Here is an 18,522-nt window from a genome sequence, read left to right as displayed (position 1 = left end):
GCCGCTTGGGCTACACCGGCGTCCATGTCAATACGCCGTCTCCCGGAGCATCTTGTCAATCGAATTGCCGCGGGCGAAGTGGTGGAGCGCCCTGCCAGCGCGCTCAAGGAACTTGTGGAAAATGCGATCGATTCCGGCGCCTCGCGGATCGCGGTGCGGCTCGCGGGCGGCGGTATCGACCTGATCGAGGTGACCGATGACGGCTGCGGCATGGACCGCGCCGAAATGGCACTTGCGCTGGAACGGCACGCGACCTCGAAACTGCCCGATGACGCGATCGAAGCGGTGACGACCCTGGGCTTTCGTGGCGAGGCGCTGCCGTCGATCGCCAGCGTCGCGCGGCTGACGATCGAGAGCCGGGTGCGTGGAGCGGAAGGCTGGGCGCGTACCGTCGACAATGGCGCACTGGCGGGCGAGGGCCCCGCCGCGCTCCCGCCAGGCACGCGGGTGCGGGTCGAGGGGCTGTTCGAGAAGGTGCCGGCGCGGCGCAAGTTCCTGCGCTCGACTCGCGCCGAATATGCGGCGTGCCTCGACGTGGTGAAGCGGCTGGCGATGGCGCGGCCGGATATCGGCTTTTCGGTCGAGCATGACGGGCGGCGCGTGCTCAGCGTACAGAAGGGGATGACCCGGCCGGAGCGGGTGGCGGCGCTGACCGATCGCGAGCTGGCGGCGAACAGCGTCGGGGTCGATTTCGAGCGCGAGGGGCATGTGCTGGGCGGGGTTGCCGGGCTGCCGACCTTCAACCGTGGCGTGGCGGACCATCAATATCTGTTCGTCAACGGGCGGCCGGTGAAGGACCGGCTGCTCGCCGGAGCGGTGCGCGGCGCATATGCCGAGATGCTGGCGCGCGACCGGCATCCGGTGGTGGCGCTGTTCCTCGACGTGCCCGCCGACCAGGTCGACGTGAACGTGCATCCGGCCAAGACCGAGGTGCGCTTCCGCGATCCGCAGCTGGCGCGCGGGCTGATCGTCAGCGGGCTGCGGCGCGCGCTGGACGAGGCGGGGCACCGCAGCGTGCAGCGGGCCGATGCCGCCGTGATGGGGCTGTGGCAGTCCGAGCAGCCGGCACCAACGCCTGAGCCGCAGCAAAATTTGTGGGGCGTGGGCGCCGGTGACACGACGCTCGTGCGACCCCATGCCGTGTTCGACCGCCGGGCGAGCTTCATCGCGCCGCCCCAGGCCCGCGCCGAACCGGCGGCTGAGCCAGTGCCGGGTGTCACCAGCTTCCCGCTCGGCGTGGCGCGGGGGCAGGTGGCGCGCACCTATATCGTCGCCGAGGCCGAGGATGGCTTGGTGCTGGTCGACCAGCATGCCGCGCACGAGCGGCTGGTGCTCGAGCGGATGCGGCGGGCGATGAGCAATGGCGGGGTGGCGAGCCAGGCGCTGCTGCTGCCCGAAGTAGTCGAGCTCGACGAGCCGGCCTGCGACCGGCTTGAGGCGCGGGCGGCGGAGCTGGCCGAGTTCGGTCTCGAGCTTGAACGCTTCGGGCCGCGGGCGATGCTGGTGCGGGCGACCCCGGCGATGCTCGGCGGGGGCGACGTGACCGCTTTGGTCACCGACATCGCCGACGAGCTGGCGGCGTTCGACGAGGCGCTGAGCCTCAAGGAGCGGCTCGACCATGTCGCGGCGACGATGGCGTGCCACGGATCGGTGCGCGCAGGGCGGGTGCTGTCGGTGGCGGAGATGAACGCGCTGCTCCGCGAGATGGAGGTCACGCCCCACTCGGGCCAGTGCAACCACGGCCGCCCGACCTGGGTGAAGCTGGCGCATGGCGACATCGAGAAACTGTTCGGGCGGAAATAGTCACGTCAGGGGTGACCGTTCGCCGTTCGTGCGAAGGTGACGACGCACATCACCTTGTAGCGCTTGTGCGGTCCGCAGGCGGCACCGGCATAGGCCCATTGTGCGGCATAGACCGACCGGCGATGCCCGCGATCGGGCACATTGTCGTCGACGATCAGCTGCCGAACTACCTCGACCGCGCTGGGCGGGCCGTAAGTGATGACCTCCGCGACATAGGCGCCGCCCCCACGGCGGACGAGCCGCTGGCGGACGCGGTCGCCATTGGCCGAAGGGTGGCCGGTGACGCCGCGCGGCCCCTGTTCCTCGACGTGGTCGCGCGGCGCGAGCGAGCAACGCAGCGGCGCTGACGGTCCGGACGGGCGGCTGCCGCCGCAGTACGCGGATCGCTTCGTCGACCGCCGCAACCCCTTCGGCGGTGCGCAGTCCGTCAGGATTGCCGGGGTAGCGGGCGATCTTGCCGTTGAAATAGCGGCGATAGACGGCGAGTCGGTCGGCATAGCCGTCCGGGTCGGTGCGAGCACGGTTGAGCTCGGCGATGATCTCGCGTTCCAGCGCCGAACTGGCAGCGGTGGGTGAGGCGAGCAGAGAAAGGGCGACAATGAAGTGAATGGCGAAGATCATCGGTTGATCGACAAGTCAAAGAGCGATGGCGTCAGCCACAAGACCAGTTGAGCAAGCGAAATCCAACATTGCAAGCGGCCGGAAACGGAAAAGGCCGCCCGGTTTGCCGGACGGCCTTCTCTGTTTCGTGCCGGAATGGCGAGGGGTCAGCCCTCGGCCTGCTCCTCGGCGGCCGGGGCCTCATCCGCGGCGATCTCGCCGGGCTCGAGGTTGGGGTCGCGGGCTTCCACGAAGCCGGTCTCGTCCTTCTCGAACATCGCGGCCATGACGTCGACGCCCTGCGCCTGCATCTCGGCCTCTTCGGGCGAGCGGGCGACGTTGACCTTGACGGTCACCGCGACCTCGGCGTGGAGCGCGACCTTGACCTCGGACAGGCCGATCGCCTTGATCGGCTTGTCGAGGACGACCTGCGACTTGTTGACCTTGTGGCCGTCGGCGACCAGCGCCTCGACGATGTCGCGCACCGCGACCGAGCCGTAGAGCTGGCCGGTGTTCGACGCCTGGCGGATCAGGGTGACCGAAACGCCCTCGAGGCCCTTCGATTCCTTCTCGGCCTCGCTACGCTTGGCGGCGTTCTCGGCGACCAGGCGATCACGATTGGCTTCGAAGACCTTGCGGTTGGCCTCGTTGGCGCGCAGCGCCTTCTTGTTCGGGAGCAGGAAGTTGCGGGCGAACCCGTCCTTCACCTTCACCACGTCGCCGATATGGCCGAGCTTCTCGACCCGCTCGAGCAGAATGACTTCCATGGGTCCGCTCCTTACTTAACGATGAAGGGCAGCAGGCCCAGGTGACGGGCGCGCTTGATCGCGATGGCGAGCTCGCGCTGCTTCTTCGCGCTCACCGAGGTGATACGCGAGGGGACGATCTTGCCACGCTCGGAGACGAAGCCCTGCAGCAGGCGGACGTCCTTATAGTCGATCCGGGGCGCGTCCTTCGCGGAGAAGGGGCAGCTCTTGCGGCGGCGGAAAAAGGGTCGTGCCATGATACTCTCTCCTTACTCGCCCTGGCCGCCGAAGCCGGTGTTGCCACCTTCTTCACGATCACGACGGCCGCGGCCGCGCTCGCGGTCCTGACCCTTGCGCATCATCACGGTCGGGCCCTGCTCCAGCTCGTCCACGCGGACGGTCATGTAGCGGATCACGTCCTCGTTGATCTGCGTCTGGCGCTCGAGCTCGGCGACGACACCCGCGGGGGCGTCGATCTCGAGCATCACGTAATGCGCCTTGCGGTTCTTCGCGATCTTGTAGGCGAGCGAACGAAGACCCCAGGTCTCGGTCTTGACGACCTTGCCGGCGTTGTCCTCGACGATCTTGGTGGCGGTTTCCGCCAGTGCGTCCACCTGCGCCTGTGCCAGATCCTGGCGCGCAAGGAACACATGCTCGTACAGAGCCATGCGTCTTTCTCACTGTTGGCCGATCGCTGACGCCGCACCGTGCGACGCCCCTCCGGCTGTCGTTCCAAATACGAAAAGCGGCCAGCCGAGGCTGCCGCTCAACGGTGGCGCCTCTACGCCGGGGTGCGGCGAATTGCAAGGGAAGGTTGATTCTTCACGCCAAAGTTGACGAAGTTGACAAGATCGGTTGACAGTTTTGAGGGGTGTCGGTGTCATTCGCGAGCTCGCATCATCTCTACATGAAGTGATGCAAGCATCTGAATTCCAACATTGAAAGCAGAAAATCACGCATGCGCGAAGGCGGCGGGGTGGTTGACACCCCGCCGCCCGGAGGAAGCTGAGTTTGGTAGGCCTGTGCGGGCTTACCGGATGATGTTCGCGATCACCGCGGCGACGATGCCGCTGGTGACGCCGACCAGCACCGCGTCATTGCCCGACTGGACGTAGCGGTAGCCGCGGGGCGGCGCCTTGAGGCCGCGATAGTGGCGATAGTCGATCTGCCGGTAGTTGCGGGCGTAGCGGCTGTCGAAGCGCTGGCCACGCTTCCAGCTGCGATACTGGACCGGCGCCTTCTTCACCGTGGTCCTCTTGACCACGACCTTGCCGTTCGGCTTGTGCTTGACCACGGTGGTGGTCTGCCGCTGCGGCGCGGCGGCGGCAGGGGTGGCCATCAGCACCGGGCTGGCGATCATCGAGGCGGCGACCGCCGCGAGCACGAACTTCTTCATATCCTGTCTCCTCACTTCATGCAGTCGCCCTCAGCGGCCACAGGGACATGTTTGGGGGTGGCGTGTCGCGGAAGTTTCGCACGCGCTCCCGAAAATGGTCACCGATTGTCGCAAGCCTGTCGCGTTCGTTCATCTTGCGGTCGGCGAGCGCGGGTCTTAGGGCAGCCGCCTGATTTCGAGAGGAGCCTGAACATGCGTGCCTTCATCTTTCCGGGGCAGGGAAGCCAGTCGGTCGGCATGGGCCTTGCGCTGGCGCAGGCGAGCGTGGCGGCGCGCGAAGTGTTCCAGGAAGTGGACGAAGCGCTGGGACAGAAGCTGTTCAAGCTGATGACCGAGGGGCCGGAGGGCGACCTGCTGCTGACCGAGAACGCCCAGCCGGCGATCATGGCGCATGCCATCGCGGTGCTGCGCGTGCTGGAGAGGGAAGGCGGCGTGCGGCTGGCGGAGAAGGCCGATTTCGTCGCGGGGCACTCGCTGGGTGAATATACCGCGCTGTGCGCCGCGGGGGCGCTCGATCTGGGCGTGACGGCAAAGCTGCTCAAGCTGCGCGGGCAGGCGATGCAGGCGGCGGTGCCGGTGGGCGAGGGCGCGATGGCGGCCTTGCTCGGCGCGGATCTGGTCAAGGCGCAGGCGATCGCCGATGCCGCGGCCGAGGGTGAGGTTTGCACCGTCGCCAATGACAATGATCCTTCGCAGGTGGTGATCTCGGGCGCCAAGGGCGCGATCGACCGCGCGGTGGGACTTGCCAAGGATCATGGCGCCAAGCGCGCGGTGCTGCTGCCGGTCTCGGCGCCGTTCCACTGCCCGATGATGCAGCCCGCGGCCGACGCGATGGAGAAGGCGCTGGCGCAGGTCGCGATCCGTCCGCCGCTGGTGCCGGTCTATGCGAACGTAACCGCCTCGCCGGTGCACGACCCGGATACGATCCGCACGCTGCTGGTCGAGCAGGTGACCGGCATGGTGCGCTGGCGCGAGTCGGTGGCGGCGATGTTCGACGCGGGCGTAGGCGAGTTCGTCGAGCTGGGCGGCAAGGTGCTGGGCGCGATGGTCAAGCGCATTGCGCCGGATGCCGCGGTCACGAGCGTGGTGACGATGGATGATATCGAGGCGCTGGAGAAGGCGCTTTGAAGCGGTAAGAAGAAGGATTGGTTCACGCGAAGGCGCGGAGGCGCGAAGATGTCAGACCTGGAGGCGATCGCATCCGACGTCATCGACGTTGCGCTGAAACTGCACCGTGAACTGGGTCCGGGACTACTTGAGAGCGTTTACGAGGTGCTACTTGCAGGTAGATTGACCCAGATGGGTTATGTCGCGCTACGGCAGCAACCGGTCGATATCGAGTTCGACGGTTTACGGTTCGAGAATGCGTTTCGGATCGATTTGTTGATTGATGGACGCCTCCTCATCGAGATCAAATCGATAGAGGAGCGCCTGACCGGCGCTCACTCGAAGCAACTGCTGACGTATCTACGACTAACCAAGCAGCCCCTTGGGCTGCTCATCAACTTTGGCGGCGAAACGCTCAAGGAAGGGCTGAAGCGGGTCGTCAACGACTACAAGCCCTTTGCGCCTTCGCGCCTTCGCGTGAACCAAAATCAAGGAATGACATGATGTTCGACCTTACAGGCATGACCGCGCTGGTGACCGGCGCTTCGGGAGGGATCGGGTCGGCGATCGCCAGGGCGCTTGCCAGCCAGGGGGCGCGGCTGGCGGTGTCCGGGTCCAATGCCGGGAAGCTGGAGGCGTTTCGCGCGGAGCTCGGCGGGGATCATGTCGCGCTCCAGTGCGACCTGTCGGACGGCGCGGCGGTTGACGCGCTGGTGCCCTCGGCGGTGGAGGCGCTGGGCAAGCTCGACATCCTCGTCAACAATGCCGGCGTCACCCGCGACAACCTCGCGATGCGGATGAAGGACGAGGAGTGGGATACGGTGATCCGGGTGAATCTGGAGGCTGCGTTCCGCCTGATGCGCGCCGCCGCCAAGCCGATGATGAAGGCGCGCTATGGCCGTATCGTTTCGATCACCTCGGTGGTCGGCGCGACCGGCAATCCGGGGCAGGCCAATTATGCCGCGTCGAAGGCGGGGCTGGTCGGCATGTCCAAGGCGCTGGCGCAGGAGCTGGCCAGCCGCAACATCACCGTCAACTGCGTCGCACCCGGCTTCATCCGCTCGGCGATGACCGATGTGCTGCCGGAGGCGCAGAAGGCCGCGCTGCTCGGCCGCATCCCTGCGGGCGACCTCGGCACCGGTGAGGATATCGGCGCGGCGGTGGTGTATCTGGCGAGCAAGGAAGCCGGTTACGTCACCGGCCAGACGCTGCACGTGAATGGCGGCATGGCGATGATCTGACGCGCTGCGAACCGCTCGCGCCCCCTTGCGCGGGGCCGGGCGGCGTTCTACGTGCGTTCAGGAAACAGCAATCCAACGGCCCAATTTAAGAAGGAACAGGGTATGAGCGAGACCGCCGATCGCGTGAAGAAGATCGTCGTCGAGCACCTCGGCGTCGAGGCCGAGAAGGTGACCGAGGACGCGAGCTTCATCGACGACCTGGGCGCGGACAGCCTCGACATCGTCGAGCTGGTGATGGCGTTCGAAGAGGAATTCGGCGTCGAGATCCCCGATGATGCCGCCGAGAAGATCACGACCGTCAAGGACGCGATCACCTATATCGACGAGAATCAGGGCTAAGCGGGCAAACCGCATGGCCGCCCTTGCGGGCAGGAATTGACGAACGGCTCCCGGTCCCGGAAAGGGGCGGGGAGCCGTTTCGGTTTTGAGACTATTGGATGCCGCATCGTTGTCGCTGAAAACCGCTACCCAGCTTTCAGCACGATGCCCTAACGGAGACAGATTATGCGCCGCGTCGTCGTGACTGGCCTTGGCCTCGTGACCCCGCTGGGTGCCGATGTCGAGACCGCCTGGAAGAACATCATCGCGGCCAAATCGGGCGCGGGGACGATCACCCGGTTCGACGCCACCGACTTCCACAGCAACTATGCGTGCGAGGTGAAGCCGGCGGACCATGAATACGGCTTCGATCCGGGCAAGCGCGTCGACCACAAGGTCCAGCGCCAGGTCGATCCGTTCATTGTCTATGGCATCGACGCCGCCGGCCAGGCGCTGGAGGATGCGGGCCTGACCGAAATGAGCGAGGCCGAGCGGCTGCGCGCCGGCTGCTCGATCGGTTCGGGCATCGGCGGTCTGCCGGGGATCGAGAGCGAATCGCTGGTGCTGGCCGAGAAGGGGCCGAAGCGCGTCTCGCCGCACTTCGTCCATGGGCGGCTGATCAACCTGATCACCGGCCAGGTGCAGATCAAATACGGGCTGATGGGGCCGAACCATGCGGTGGTCACCGCCTGCTCGACCGGCGCGCATGCGATCGGCGACGCGGCGCGGATGATCGCGATGGACGATGCCGATGTGATGCTCGCGGGCGGCGCCGAGGGCGCGATCTGCCCGATCGGAATCGCCGGCTTCGGCCAGGCGCGCGCGCTGTCGACCGGCTTTCGCGACGAGCCGTGGCGGGCGAGCCGCCCGTGGGACGAGGGCCGCGACGGCTTCGTGATGGGCGAGGGCGCGGGCGTGGTGGTGCTCGAGGAATATGAGCGGGCCAAGGCACGCGGCGCGAAGATCTATGCCGAGGTGGTGGGCTATGGCCTGTCGGGCGACGCCTATCACGTGACCGCGCCGCATCCCGAGGGCTCGGGCGCGTTCCGCTCGATGGAAATGGCGATGCGGAAGTCGGGGCTGAGCCTCTCCGACATCGACTATATCAACGCGCACGGCACCTCGACCCCGCTCGGCGACGAGCTGGAGCTGGGCGCAGTCCGGAAACTGTTCGGCAATGCGATCGGCGACCTGTCGATGAGCTCGACCAAGTCGGCGATCGGGCACCTGCTGGGCGGCGCGGGCGCGGTGGAGAGCATTTTCTGCATCCTCGCGCTGCGCGACCAAGTGGTGCCGCCCACGCTCAACCTCGACAATCCGAGCGAGAATTGCGCGGGCGTGGACCTGGTGCCGCACACCGCCAAGGAGCGTAAGGTCAAGGCGGTGCTGAACAACTCGTTCGGCTTCGGCGGGACCAACGCGTCGCTGGTGATGAAAGCGGTCTGATCTCTCCATAGGAGAAACACGGCGATGCTGCGCAAGCTTGGGTGCCTGGGTGTCATCGCCGTCCTCCTCGTGGTGGGCGCGGCCTTCTGGGCGGCGAACCAATGGGGCGGGCCGGGGCCGGCCAAGGCCAATGTGACGGTCGAGGTGCCCGCTGGCGCGACGATGACCGCTGCGGCGGAGGCGCTGGAGAAGGCAGGCGCGATCGAGGACGCCGGCACCTTCCTGTGGATGGCGCGCATCTTCGGCGGCGGCGAGCCGATCCAGGCGGGCGAGTATCGCGTGCCGGCTCGCCTCAGCCAGGCAGACATCCTCAAGATGCTGCAGGGCGGCAAGACGCTCCAGCGCTTCGTGATGGTGCCCGAGGGGATGCCCTCGATCCTGGTGCAGGAGCGGCTGAACGCGGCGCCGCAGATGGGGGGCAAGGTGGCGGCGCCCGCCGAGGGCAGCGTGCTGCCCGACAGCTATGCCTATAACCGCGGCGACAGCCGGCAGGCGGTGCTCGACCGGATGCAGGCGGCGATGCGCAAATATCTCGCCCAGGCCTGGGCCAAGCGGAAGCCGGGGATCGCGGTGAGCACGCCCGAACAGGCGATCATCCTCGCCTCGATCGTCGAGAAGGAGACGGGCAAGCCCGAGGAGCGGCGGATGGTTGCGGGAGTCTATTCCAACCGCTTGAAGCGCGGCATGCCGCTGCAGGCCGATCCGACGGTGATCTACCCGGTGACCAGGGGCAAGCCGCTGGGGCGGCGCATCCTGCGCTCGGAGCTGCAGGACAGGAACGGCTACAACACCTATGCCAGCGCCGGGCTGCCGGTGGGGCCGATCGCCAATCCGGGCCGCGCGAGCATCGACGCGGTGCTCAACCCGGCGGAGACCAACGCGCTCTACTTCGTCGCGGACGGGAGCGGCGGGCATGTGTTCGCCGACACGCTCGAGCAGCACAACGCCAACGTCCAGAAATGGTATGCGCTGCGCCGCGCGCGCGGCGAGATGTGACCTGAGGCGCTGACCGACTAAGCCGTTTACGCGGTTTTCCGGGATTGATAACGTTCCCAACGACACAGAATCGTTGGAGGGGACGGCCGGTGGCGTGGACGCGTTGGATGATGGCGGCGCTGGCGGCGTCGATGCTCGGCGGAGCTGCGCCTGCGGCCGCCCAGGGGTTCGTCCATCGCGAGGGCAAGCAGATCGTCGATGCCGAGGGGCGGCCGCTGCTGTTGCGCGGCATGGGGCTGGGCGGCTGGATGCTGCAGGAGGGCTATATGCTCGAGCTCGGCGGGCTCGAGAAAGGTCAGCAGCATGTGATCCGGCGCAGGATCACCGAGCTGGTCGGCGAAGAGAAGGCCGCGGCCTTCTATCGCGCCTGGCTCGATAATTTCACGACCAAGGCGGATATCGACGCGATGGCGCGCTGGGGGTTCAACTCGGTGCGGCTGCCGATGCACTACAACCTGTTCACGCTGCCGATCGAACGCGAGCCGGTGGCGGGGCGGGACACGTGGATCGAGGACGGCTTCGCGCGGGTCGACCGGCTGCTCGAATGGACGCGTGCCAACAACATGCACCTGATCCTCGATCTGCACGCGGCGCCGGGCGGACAGGGCAACGACCTGCCGATCAGCGACCGCGACCCCGCCAAGCCCTCGCTATGGGAGAGCGCGGAGAACCGGCGCAAGACGGTGGCGCTGTGGAAGAAGCTCGCCGAGCGCTATGCGAACGAGCCGGGGATCGCCGCCTATGACGTGCTCAACGAGCCCAATTGGGATTTCGACGGGCCGAAACAGGGGCATGGCTGCACGTCGAAGGCGAATGTGCAGCTGTGGGACTTTTATCGCGAGGTGATCGCGGCGATCCGCTCGGTCGACCGCAACCACATGATCATCATCGAGGGCAATTGCTGGGGCAACAATTATGGCGGCCTCGACGCGCCGCTCGATGCGAACTCCGCGCTGAGCTTCCACAAATACTGGAACCGCAACGATCGCGTGTCGATCGAAGGGCATCTGGCGCTGCGCGACAAGCTGGATCTGCCGCTGTGGCTGGGGGAGACGGGCGAGAATTCGAACACCTGGTTCCGCGATGCGATCGCGCTGGTCGAGGGCGAGGGGATCGGCTGGGCGTGGTGGCCGCTCAAGAAGATCCGCTACAACAACCCGCTGCAGGTGAACGCCAATCCCGGGTGGCATGCGCTGGTTGCGTACTGGCTGGGCAAGGGGCCGAAACCGAGCGGGGCGGCGGCGGAGGCGGCGTTGATGCGGCTGGCGACGCATGACGTGCGCTATGCGAACAACCTGCAGCATCCCGATGTGATCGACGCGATGTTCCGCCAGCCGCACACCAATGCGACGCTGGCGTTCAAGGCGAACCGGATTGGCCGGGCGGGCGGAAGGATCGCGGCGGTGGACTTCGACCTTGGCCGGGCTGGCTATGCCTATTGGGACCGCGAGGACGCCAATTACCATGTCGCGACCGGGGCCGAGCGAGTGACGTGGAATTCGGGCACGACCTACCGCAACGACGGCGTCGATATCGCCGTCGATGCCAAGGGCGCACCCTACGTGACTAGCGTGCAGGCGGGCGAATGGCTGCAATATACCGTCGATGCCGAGCAGGCGGGCGTGCGGAGCCTGAGCGTCCGTGCGCGAGGGGGCGCGGGCGGCACGCTCTCACTCGCGGTGAACGGACGGGCACCGGTATCGATCGCCATCCCCGCCGGGAGCGCGTGGACGACGGTCCGGTTCGCCGGTGTCGAGCTGATGCAGGGCCGGAACCGGCTGGTGCTGAAGGCAGATTCCTGCACCGATTGCGAGATCGATAGCCTCGCATTCGCAGACAAGTGATGAGCGCGCGGCTCGCCGCCGAGCGCGCCGCGCCTGGGCGGGGTCAATAGGCGGCGGTGAAGCGCGCGTGGCTGTGGCGGCGCTGTTCCAGCTCGTCGACCATCGCGATCGCATAATCTGCGAAGCTGATCTTGCTCTCGCCATTCGCATCGGTGACGAGTTGGTCGGTGCCGCCGCGATAAGTGCCGAGGCGGTGGCCTTCGAACAGCAGCGCGGCGGGCGAGAAATAGGTCCAGTCGATCTCCGTCTCGCTGCGCAGCGCTTCGAGGAAGGCGATACCGCCCAGCGCCGCGCCCTTCCATTCCTCCGGGAACGCCGGGTCGTCGATCACGCGGACTCCGGGCGCGACTTCAAGGCCCGCCGCGCCGCCGGTAACGAGCAGGCGCGGAACCCCGGCCAGCTTCAGCGCCGACAGCAAGGTTTCGGCGGAGACGTCGAAGTGCAGCGCGCTGATGAGGGCGTCGCTGCCGCGGATGAGATCAGCGAGAGCTTCCGGCGCGGCGGCGTCGCCCGCGCGCGGCGTGACGCCCGGCACCTGCGGGATGGCCTGCGGCTTGCGCGCGATCGCGACAACCGTATGGCCGCGAGCCGCAAGCTCCTTCGTGATCTCCGATCCCGCGCGTCCGCTCGCGCCGACAACTGCCACCTTCATGCTCGATTCCCTTGTTTAGGTTTCCAATGGATACCAAGTCGGGTATAGATACTAATCATGCAAGAAGGCACTTCGAGGATAGCTGGTCACCCTGGGGAAACCGGCGTGCGCGGCGATGTCTATGCCGCCGATTGTCCGACGCGGAAGCTGCTCGACCGGATCGCGGACAAATGGAGCGTGCTGATCCTGCTGCTGCTCGGGCAGGAGGAGATGCGCTTCAACGCGCTCAAGCGGCGGGTCGAAGGCGTTTCGCAGAAGATGCTGAGCCAGACGCTGCGGTCGCTAGAGCGCGACGGGCTGGTTAGCCGGACGGTGGTGGCGACCGTGCCGGTGACCGTCACCTATGCGATCACGCCGCTCGGCTACGGGCTGATCGGATCGTTGCAATCGATGATCGATTGGGCCGAAACCCATATGCCGGACGTGGCCGCAGCGCAGCGCGCCCATGACGACGCGTTGAACTGAGACGAACCGTCAGCGCGCCAGCCCCGCCGCGTCGCGGGCGAGCTGCTCGACCTCGTCATAGCTCGCGCCCTTGGGCGTGACCCAGCTGCCGCCGACGCACAACACCGGATCAAAGCCGAGCCAGTCGGGCGCGGTGGCGGGGCTGATGCCGCCGGTGGGGCAGAATTTCGCCTCGTAGAAGGGCGCGGCGAGGGCTTTCAGCGCCTTGAGGCCGCCGCTGGTCTCGGCGGGGAAGAATTTGAAGTGGCGGAGACCCAGGTCATAGCCGCGCATGATATCGCCGGCATTGGTCACGCCGGGCAGGAACGGCACGCCGCTCTGCACGATCACTTCGCCGAGCCGCATGGTCAGGCCGGGGGAGACGATGAACTCGGCGCCCGCATCCATCACCTGCGCGAACTGCTCGGTGTTGACCACCGTGCCGGCGCCGACGATCGCGCCCTCGACCTTCTTCATCTCGCGGATCGCGTCGAGCGCGGCGGCGGTGCGCATCGTCACCTCGAGCACCTTGAGGCCGCCCTTCACCAGCGCCTCAGCAAGCGGGCGGGCGGTGGCGGCGTCCTCGATCACCAGCACGGGGATGACCGCGCTGGTGCGCATGATGGTTTCGATGCTCACTGCGTATGCTCCTGCGCGTAGGCGGCCGCGGCGCCGTAGAGGCCGGGCTGGGGGTGGGTGATGAGCTTGACCGGGATCGAGGCCATCAATCCCTGGAACCGGCCCTTTGCGACGAAACGCTGGGCAAAGCCAGAGGCGAGCAGATGGTCCTTGAGCCGAAGCCCGAGGCCACCGGCGATGACCACGCCGGTCGGCCCGTGCGCGAGCGCGAGATCGCCCGCGACCGCGCCGAGGCTCAAACAGAAGCGGTCGAGCGCGGCGACGGCGAGGCTGTCCTGCCCCTCCAGCGCGAGGCTCCAGATCTCCTTGTCATTGCGGCTCTTGACCGGCTTGCCCTCAAGCTGGGCGAGCGTCTCGTAGATCGGGACGATGCCGGGCCCGGCGCAGATCCGCTCGGCCGAGACGCGGGTGTAGGTGGTGCGCAGGCGCTTGACGATCGCGTCCTCGATTCCGTCGAGCGGGGCGAAGTCCATATGCCCGCCCTCGGTCGAGATGACGTGGTAGCTGAGCGTGCCGGTGCGGAAGACCTGCGCGACACCGAGCCCGGTGCCGGGACCGCAGACGGTGATCGAACCCTTCTCGGCAAAGGGTTCGTCAGGGCCGGACAGGTGCAGGAAATGCTCCGAGGGGAGCTGGGCGACGGCATGGCCGACCGCGCCGAAATCGTTGATCAGCGAATAGCTGTCGACGTCGAGCCGTTCCTTGATCAGCGGCGGGCGGATGATCCACGGGTTGTTGGTGAGCTTGATCAGCTCGTCGTTGATCGGCGAGGCGATGGCGATCGCCGCGGCACGCGGCATGTCGCGCCCGAACTCGCGCGCCGAGGCCTGCCAGGCGAGCTGGAAGCTGCCATGCTCGGCGGTCTTCTGGGTGACCGGTTCGCCGATCGAGACGACGCGGCCGCCCTCGACCTCGGCGATGGCGAAGCGCGCATGCGTTCCGCCAATATCGACCGCGACGACTTCCATGGCTACCCCTCGCTCTTCTCTTATAGGTCCGCGGCGGCGAGCATCGCCGAGCCGCCGGCTTCGGCCTCGTTCGCGCCCGCGCGCATCATCGCGAACAATTCGCGTCCCAAACCCATCGCGGGCGGCGGCGCTGCTGCCAGCTCACGCGCGTCCCATTCGGCCCGATCGACCAGAGCCTGGAGGACGCCCTCCTCGGCGCACAGGCGGACGATATCGCCGTCGCGCAGCTTGCCGATCGGGCCGCCGCCGATCGCCTCGGGCGACAGATGGATCGCGGCCGGGACCTTGCCCGACGCGCCCGACATGCGGCCGTCAGTGACGAGCGCGACGCGGAAGCCCTTGTTCTGCAGCACGCCGAGCGGCGGGGTGAGCTTGTGCAGCTCGGGCATGCCGTTGGCGCGCGGGCCCTGGAAGCGGACGACCACGACCACGTCGCGGTCGAGCTCGCCGGCCTTGAACGCGTCCTGCACCGCCTGCTGGTCGCTGAACACGCGGCATGGCGCCTCGATCGTCCAGCGGTCGCGCTCGACGGCGCTGACCTTGATGCAGGCGCGGCCGAGATTGCCCGAAAGGATGCGGAAGCCGCCCTCGGGCGAGAAGGGCGCATCGATCGTGCGCAGGATGGTATCGTCGCCGCTCTTCTCGGGGTGCTCGACCCAGACGAGCTTGTCCTCCTCCAGCACCGGGCGCTTGACATAATCGGCGAGGCTCCCGCCCGCGACGGTAAGCGTGTCGCCGTGCAGGATGCCGCCCTTGAGCAGCTCGCGGATCACGAAGGTCGGGCCGCCCGCATCCTCGAACCCGTTCACGTCGGCCGAGCCATTGGGATAGACGCGCGCCAGCAGCGGCACGACGCGCGACAGCCGGTCGAAATCCTCCCAGTCGATCAGCACCCCGGCGCAGCGCGCGATGGCGGGCAAGTGGATGAGATGGTTGGTCGATCCGCCGGTGGCGAGCAGCACCACCGCGGCGTTGACGATCGCGCGCTCGTCGACGATCTCGCCGATCGGGCGATAGTCGTTGCCGTCCCAGCCGATCTCGGGAAGCCGCTGCACCGCCGCCCGGGTGAGTTCCTGGCGCAGCTTGGTCAGCGGATTGGCGAACGCGGCGCCGGGCATGTGCAGGCCCATCGCCTCGACCATCATCTGGTTGGAATTGGCCGTGCCGTAGAAGGTGCAGGTGCCCTTGCCGTGATAGGCGGCGATCTCGGATTCGAGCAGTTCCTCGCGGTTCGCCTTGCCCTCGGCATAGAGCTCGCGGACGCGGGCCTTCTCCTTGTTGGCGATGCCGGTGCGCATCGCGCCGCCGGGGATCAGCACCATCGGCAGATGGCCGAAGCGCAGCGCGCCCATCAGCAGGCCCGGCACGATCTTGTCGCAGATGCCGAGCAAAGCCGCGCCCTCGAAGGTGTTGTGGCTCAGCGCGACCGCCGTGGAGAGCGCAATCGTGTCGCGGCTGAACAGCGACAGCTCCATCCCGGCATAGCCCTGGGTCACGCCGTCGCACATCGCGGGCACGCCGCCCGCGACCTGCGCAGTAGCGCCGGCTTCCAGCGCCCAGATCTTCATCTGCTCGGGATAGCGGTAATAGGGCGCGTGGGCCGAGAGCATGTCGTTGTACGCGGTGACGATGCCGATGTTCATCCGGTTCGCCGGCTTCAGCAGGTCGCGCTGCTCGTCGGTGCCGGCATAGGCATGGGCGAGGTTGGCGCAGCCGAGCCGCCCGCGGGTGCTGCTGCCGGCCTCACGCTGCGCGACCATCAGCGCGTTATAAGCGTCGCGGCGCTTCTTCGAGCGGGTGATGATGCGATCGGTGACCGCGGCGACTTCGGGGTGGAGGTTGGTCATGCTTCGTCTCGCACTTCGGAGAGCGGGTCACCCTCACCCTTCCGGCGCCTTCGGCGCCTCCCTCCCTCTCCCAATGGGAGAGGGAAGGGGCCCGCGAGCGTAGCGAGTGGGAAGGGTGAGGGTGACATGGTCATCCCAGCCAGTGGATATCGACCGGCAGTTCGGTCTCGGCGAGCACGCGGCCGATCGGGTAGGCGCTCGACGCACCCTGCTTGATCGCGGCTTCGAGCACCTTGCGCTTCTCGGCGCCGGTGATCGCGATCATCAGCGACTTGGCGTTGGCGATGGCGGTGCCGGAGAGGGTGACGCGGGCGACGGGTGCCTCGGGCGGCAGCGGATCGGGCATCACACCGAGCGCGCGGCGCTCCTTGGGGCCGTTCAGCGCCTCGTTGAGGTCGGGGCCGGGGAAGATCGACGCGGTGTGCCCGTCGGCGCCCATGCCGAGCAGGACGAGATCGAGCGGCCAGTGGAAATCGGCGAGGCGGGCATCGGCGGCGCGGCCGGCGGCCTTGTAGTCCTCGGCCTTCTCGCTGACGAGCGGGATCACGCGCGCGCCTTTGGGGAGGAAGGTCTTGCCGAGGCCAGTGACGTTGGACATCGCATCGCCGAGCGGGACGATGCGGTCGTCGGTCGGGACGATCGTCACGCGCTTCCAGTCGATCTTGGCCGCGACGAGCTTCTCATAGACCGGTGCAGGGGTGCGCCCGCCCGCCAGCGCGATCACCGCGCCGCCGCGCGCATCGATCGCGCTCTCGATGATGAAGCCGATGTCGCCGGCGAGCGCATCGCTCCACTCCCCGGCTTCCTCATACTCCCACCATTCGATTTCTTCGGCCATTCTAGTCGTTCTCCGGTGGGATGTAGGTTTCAAATCCTCCCCCCGAGGGGGAGGGGGACCGCGAAGCGGTGGAGGGGTAGTCACCACAAGCGATGTCCCGTGGGGAGAATACCCCTCCGTCATCGCTGCGCGATGCCACCTCCCCCTCCGGGGGAGGAATGGTTGCCGCCACTACTCGTTCCATGTCACGCCATCCCGCTCGGTCAGCGCGATCGCGGCGCTCGGACCCCAGGTGCCGGCGGCATAGGGCTTGGGCTTGACGTCGGCCTGGTCCCAGCCGGCGCGGATCGCGTCGATCCAGGTCCATTGCGCTTCCACCTCGTCGCGGCGCACGAACAATGTGGGGTCGCCCTCGAGCAAGTCCAGCAGCAGGCGCTCATAGGCGATGCGGCGGCGGGTGCCGGCGAACTCGTGCTCGAGGCTGAGATTGAGCGGCACCTCGCGCAGGCGGATGCCCTCGCGGTCGAGGCCCGGCTCCTTGGCCATCACCAGCAGGCGGACATATTCCTCGGGCTGGATGCGGATGATCAGCGTGTTCGACTGGAGCACCCCGCCGCGCTCGGCGAAGATCGAGTGGGGCACGTGTTTGAACTGGACGACGATTTCCGAGCGCCGCTCGGTCATGCGTTTGCCGGTGCGCAGGTAGAAGGGCACGCCCTGCCAGCGCCAATTGTCGACATGCGCCTTGATCGCGACGAAGGTTTCGGTGCGCGAGGGTTTTTCGAGCTCCTCGGCATAGCCGGCGACGATCTTCCCGGTCGAGGCGCCGCCGGTATATTGCCCGGTGACGGTAAGGTTGGCGGCTTCCTGCCCCGCGATCGGGCGGAGCGAGCGGAGCACCTTGACCTTCTCGTCACGGATCGAGGTGCCATCGAAGCGGGCGGGGGGCTCCATCGCGATCAGCGCGAGCAGCTGGAGGATATGGTTCTGGACCATGTCGCGCAGCGCACCGACATCGTCATAATAGCCCGCGCGGCCCTCCAGGCCGACCGTCTCGGAGACGGTGATCTGGATATGCTCGATCCCCGCGGCGTTCCAGATCGGCTCGAACAGCGAGTTGCCGAAGCGCAGCGCGAGGATGTTCTGGACCGTCTCCTTGCCGAGATAGTGATCGATGCGGAAGGTGCGGTCCTCGGGGAAGACCGAGGCGACCGCGTCGTTGATCTCGCGGCTGGACTGGAGATCGGTGCCGAGCGGCTTTTCGAGGCCGATGCGGACATTGCTGCCCGCAAGCCCCGCGGCGGCGAGGCCCTTGATCGTCGGCTCGAAGAATTTGGGCGCGGTCGACAGGAAGATGGCGAGGCCGTTGGAGATGTCGCCCAGCTTTTCGGCGAGCGCCGCATAGCCGTCGATATTGGCGGCATCGAGCGCCTGGTACTGCAGCCGTTCGAGAAAGGCGGCGATCGCGCCCTTGTCCTTGCGGTCCCCGGGCAGATGCGTGTCGAGCGCCTTGGCGGCGAAATCGCGGAACTCGGCATCTGACAGCGTTGACCGTGCGGTTCCCGTGATCGTCAGGCCGTCGGGCAGCAAGCCGTCCGCATGGAGGCCGTAGAGCGACGGAATCAGCATGCGCTGCGAGAGATCTCCGGTGGCTCCGAAGAGCAGCAGCTTGCCGAATGGCTGTCGCATCGATCCTC

At 67.2% G+C, this 18,522-nt stretch carries 20 protein-coding genes; 9 read left to right on the top strand and 11 right to left on the bottom strand.

Going from position 1 to position 18,522, the window contains the following annotated elements:
* Nucleotides 1–24: 24 nt before the first annotated feature.
* Nucleotides 25–1,803 (top strand): DNA mismatch repair endonuclease MutL, encoded by a 1,779-nt coding sequence (gene mutL, locus OK349_RS03625; protein ID WP_265116457.1) that lies wholly within the window; start codon nucleotides 25–27, stop codon nucleotides 1,801–1,803.
* Nucleotides 1,804–1,808: 5 nt separating this feature from the next.
* On the opposite strand, the gene OK349_RS03620 is transcribed toward mutL, so the two are convergent.
* The 5 genes from OK349_RS03620 to OK349_RS03600 all read right to left on the bottom strand — a co-directional run bounded on the left by OK349_RS03620 (nucleotide 1,809) and on the right by OK349_RS03600 (nucleotide 4,545).
* Nucleotides 1,809–2,207: a CAP domain-containing protein gene (locus tag OK349_RS03620; protein ID WP_265116456.1), complete on the bottom strand. Its 399-nt coding sequence runs from the start codon at nucleotides 2,205–2,207 to the stop codon at nucleotides 1,809–1,811.
* A gap of 363 nt (nucleotides 2,208–2,570) precedes the next feature.
* Nucleotides 2,571–3,170 carry a 50S ribosomal protein L9 gene (gene rplI / locus OK349_RS03615; RefSeq protein ID WP_265116455.1) on the bottom strand — a complete coding sequence of 200 codons (600 nt, stop codon included), beginning with the start codon at nucleotides 3,168–3,170 and terminating at the stop codon, nucleotides 2,571–2,573.
* A gap of 11 nt (nucleotides 3,171–3,181) precedes the next feature.
* On the bottom strand, nucleotides 3,182–3,406 hold the full coding sequence (gene rpsR, locus OK349_RS03610; RefSeq protein ID WP_066575653.1) for a 30S ribosomal protein S18: 225 nt from the start codon (nucleotides 3,404–3,406) through the stop codon (nucleotides 3,182–3,184).
* Nucleotides 3,407–3,418: 12 nt separating this feature from the next.
* Complete coding sequence (rpsF, locus tag OK349_RS03605) at nucleotides 3,419–3,817, bottom strand: 30S ribosomal protein S6 (RefSeq protein ID WP_265116454.1); 399 nt, start codon at nucleotides 3,815–3,817, stop codon at nucleotides 3,419–3,421.
* Between the two features lie 362 nt (nucleotides 3,818–4,179).
* Complete coding sequence (locus OK349_RS03600) at nucleotides 4,180–4,545, bottom strand: RcnB family protein (protein WP_265116453.1); 366 nt, start codon at nucleotides 4,543–4,545, stop codon at nucleotides 4,180–4,182.
* A gap of 192 nt (nucleotides 4,546–4,737) precedes the next feature.
* Between OK349_RS03600 and fabD the strand changes: the two genes are divergently transcribed.
* The 7 genes from fabD (at nucleotide 4,738) to OK349_RS03565 (ending at nucleotide 11,497) form a co-directional block, all read left to right on the top strand.
* On the top strand, nucleotides 4,738–5,673 hold the full coding sequence (gene fabD / locus OK349_RS03595) for an ACP S-malonyltransferase (protein WP_265116452.1): 936 nt from the start codon (nucleotides 4,738–4,740) through the stop codon (nucleotides 5,671–5,673).
* A 48-nt stretch (nucleotides 5,674–5,721) separates the two neighbouring features.
* Nucleotides 5,722–6,156: a GxxExxY protein gene (locus tag OK349_RS03590; protein ID WP_265116451.1), complete on the top strand. Its 435-nt coding sequence runs from the start codon at nucleotides 5,722–5,724 to the stop codon at nucleotides 6,154–6,156.
* Nucleotides 6,156–6,893: a 3-oxoacyl-[acyl-carrier-protein] reductase gene (gene fabG / locus OK349_RS03585; protein WP_265116450.1), complete on the top strand. Its 738-nt coding sequence runs from the start codon at nucleotides 6,156–6,158 to the stop codon at nucleotides 6,891–6,893. Before OK349_RS03590 ends, fabG begins: the two co-directional genes overlap by 1 nt.
* Nucleotides 6,894–6,995: 102 nt before the next feature.
* Nucleotides 6,996–7,232 carry an acyl carrier protein gene (locus OK349_RS03580; RefSeq protein ID WP_066575645.1) on the top strand — a complete coding sequence of 79 codons (237 nt, stop codon included), beginning with the start codon at nucleotides 6,996–6,998 and terminating at the stop codon, nucleotides 7,230–7,232.
* Between the two features lie 165 nt (nucleotides 7,233–7,397).
* Nucleotides 7,398–8,657: a beta-ketoacyl-ACP synthase II gene (fabF, locus tag OK349_RS03575; RefSeq protein ID WP_265116449.1), complete on the top strand. Its 1,260-nt coding sequence runs from the start codon at nucleotides 7,398–7,400 to the stop codon at nucleotides 8,655–8,657.
* A gap of 27 nt (nucleotides 8,658–8,684) precedes the next feature.
* Nucleotides 8,685–9,653 carry an endolytic transglycosylase MltG gene (gene mltG, locus OK349_RS03570; RefSeq protein WP_265118531.1) on the top strand — a complete coding sequence of 323 codons (969 nt, stop codon included), beginning with the start codon at nucleotides 8,685–8,687 and terminating at the stop codon, nucleotides 9,651–9,653.
* 89 nt (nucleotides 9,654–9,742) lie between these two features.
* On the top strand, nucleotides 9,743–11,497 hold the full coding sequence (locus tag OK349_RS03565; RefSeq protein WP_265116448.1) for a cellulase family glycosylhydrolase: 1,755 nt from the start codon (nucleotides 9,743–9,745) through the stop codon (nucleotides 11,495–11,497).
* 43 nt (nucleotides 11,498–11,540) lie between these two features.
* Here OK349_RS03565 and OK349_RS03560 read toward each other — a convergent pair whose 3' ends face one another.
* Nucleotides 11,541–12,149 (bottom strand): NAD(P)-dependent oxidoreductase, encoded by a 609-nt coding sequence (locus OK349_RS03560; protein WP_265116447.1) that lies wholly within the window; start codon nucleotides 12,147–12,149, stop codon nucleotides 11,541–11,543.
* Nucleotides 12,150–12,206: 57 nt separating this feature from the next.
* Between OK349_RS03560 and OK349_RS03555 the strand changes: the two genes are divergently transcribed.
* Nucleotides 12,207–12,614: a winged helix-turn-helix transcriptional regulator gene (locus OK349_RS03555; protein WP_265116446.1), complete on the top strand. Its 408-nt coding sequence runs from the start codon at nucleotides 12,207–12,209 to the stop codon at nucleotides 12,612–12,614.
* A 9-nt stretch (nucleotides 12,615–12,623) separates the two neighbouring features.
* Here the strand turns inward: OK349_RS03555 and eda are convergent, their stop codons facing one another.
* From eda to zwf, 5 genes are all read right to left on the bottom strand, one after another.
* Nucleotides 12,624–13,214, bottom strand: a complete 591-nt coding sequence (gene eda, locus OK349_RS03550) for a bifunctional 4-hydroxy-2-oxoglutarate aldolase/2-dehydro-3-deoxy-phosphogluconate aldolase (RefSeq protein WP_265118530.1) — start codon at nucleotides 13,212–13,214, stop codon at nucleotides 12,624–12,626.
* Between the two features lie 14 nt (nucleotides 13,215–13,228).
* Nucleotides 13,229–14,200, bottom strand: coding sequence for a glucokinase (glk, locus tag OK349_RS03545; protein ID WP_265116445.1), 972 nt, complete (start codon nucleotides 14,198–14,200; stop codon nucleotides 13,229–13,231).
* Between the two features lie 20 nt (nucleotides 14,201–14,220).
* A complete protein-coding gene (gene edd, locus OK349_RS03540; RefSeq protein WP_265116444.1) occupies nucleotides 14,221–16,047 on the bottom strand; it encodes a phosphogluconate dehydratase in 1,827 nt (608 codons plus the stop codon).
* Between the two features lie 130 nt (nucleotides 16,048–16,177).
* Nucleotides 16,178–16,885: a 6-phosphogluconolactonase gene (gene pgl, locus OK349_RS03535; protein ID WP_265116443.1), complete on the bottom strand. Its 708-nt coding sequence runs from the start codon at nucleotides 16,883–16,885 to the stop codon at nucleotides 16,178–16,180.
* A gap of 171 nt (nucleotides 16,886–17,056) precedes the next feature.
* Entirely contained in the window at nucleotides 17,057–18,514 is a 1,458-nt protein-coding gene (zwf, locus tag OK349_RS03530) for a glucose-6-phosphate dehydrogenase (RefSeq protein WP_265116442.1), read from the bottom strand.
* Nucleotides 18,515–18,522 lie beyond the last annotated feature (8 nt).

The sequence above is a fragment of the Sphingomonas sp. BT-65 genome, from assembly GCF_026107375.2.
Classification (GTDB): Bacteria; Pseudomonadota; Alphaproteobacteria; order Sphingomonadales; family Sphingomonadaceae; genus Sphingomonas.
This window is presented reverse-complemented; position numbering and strand designations above follow the sequence as displayed.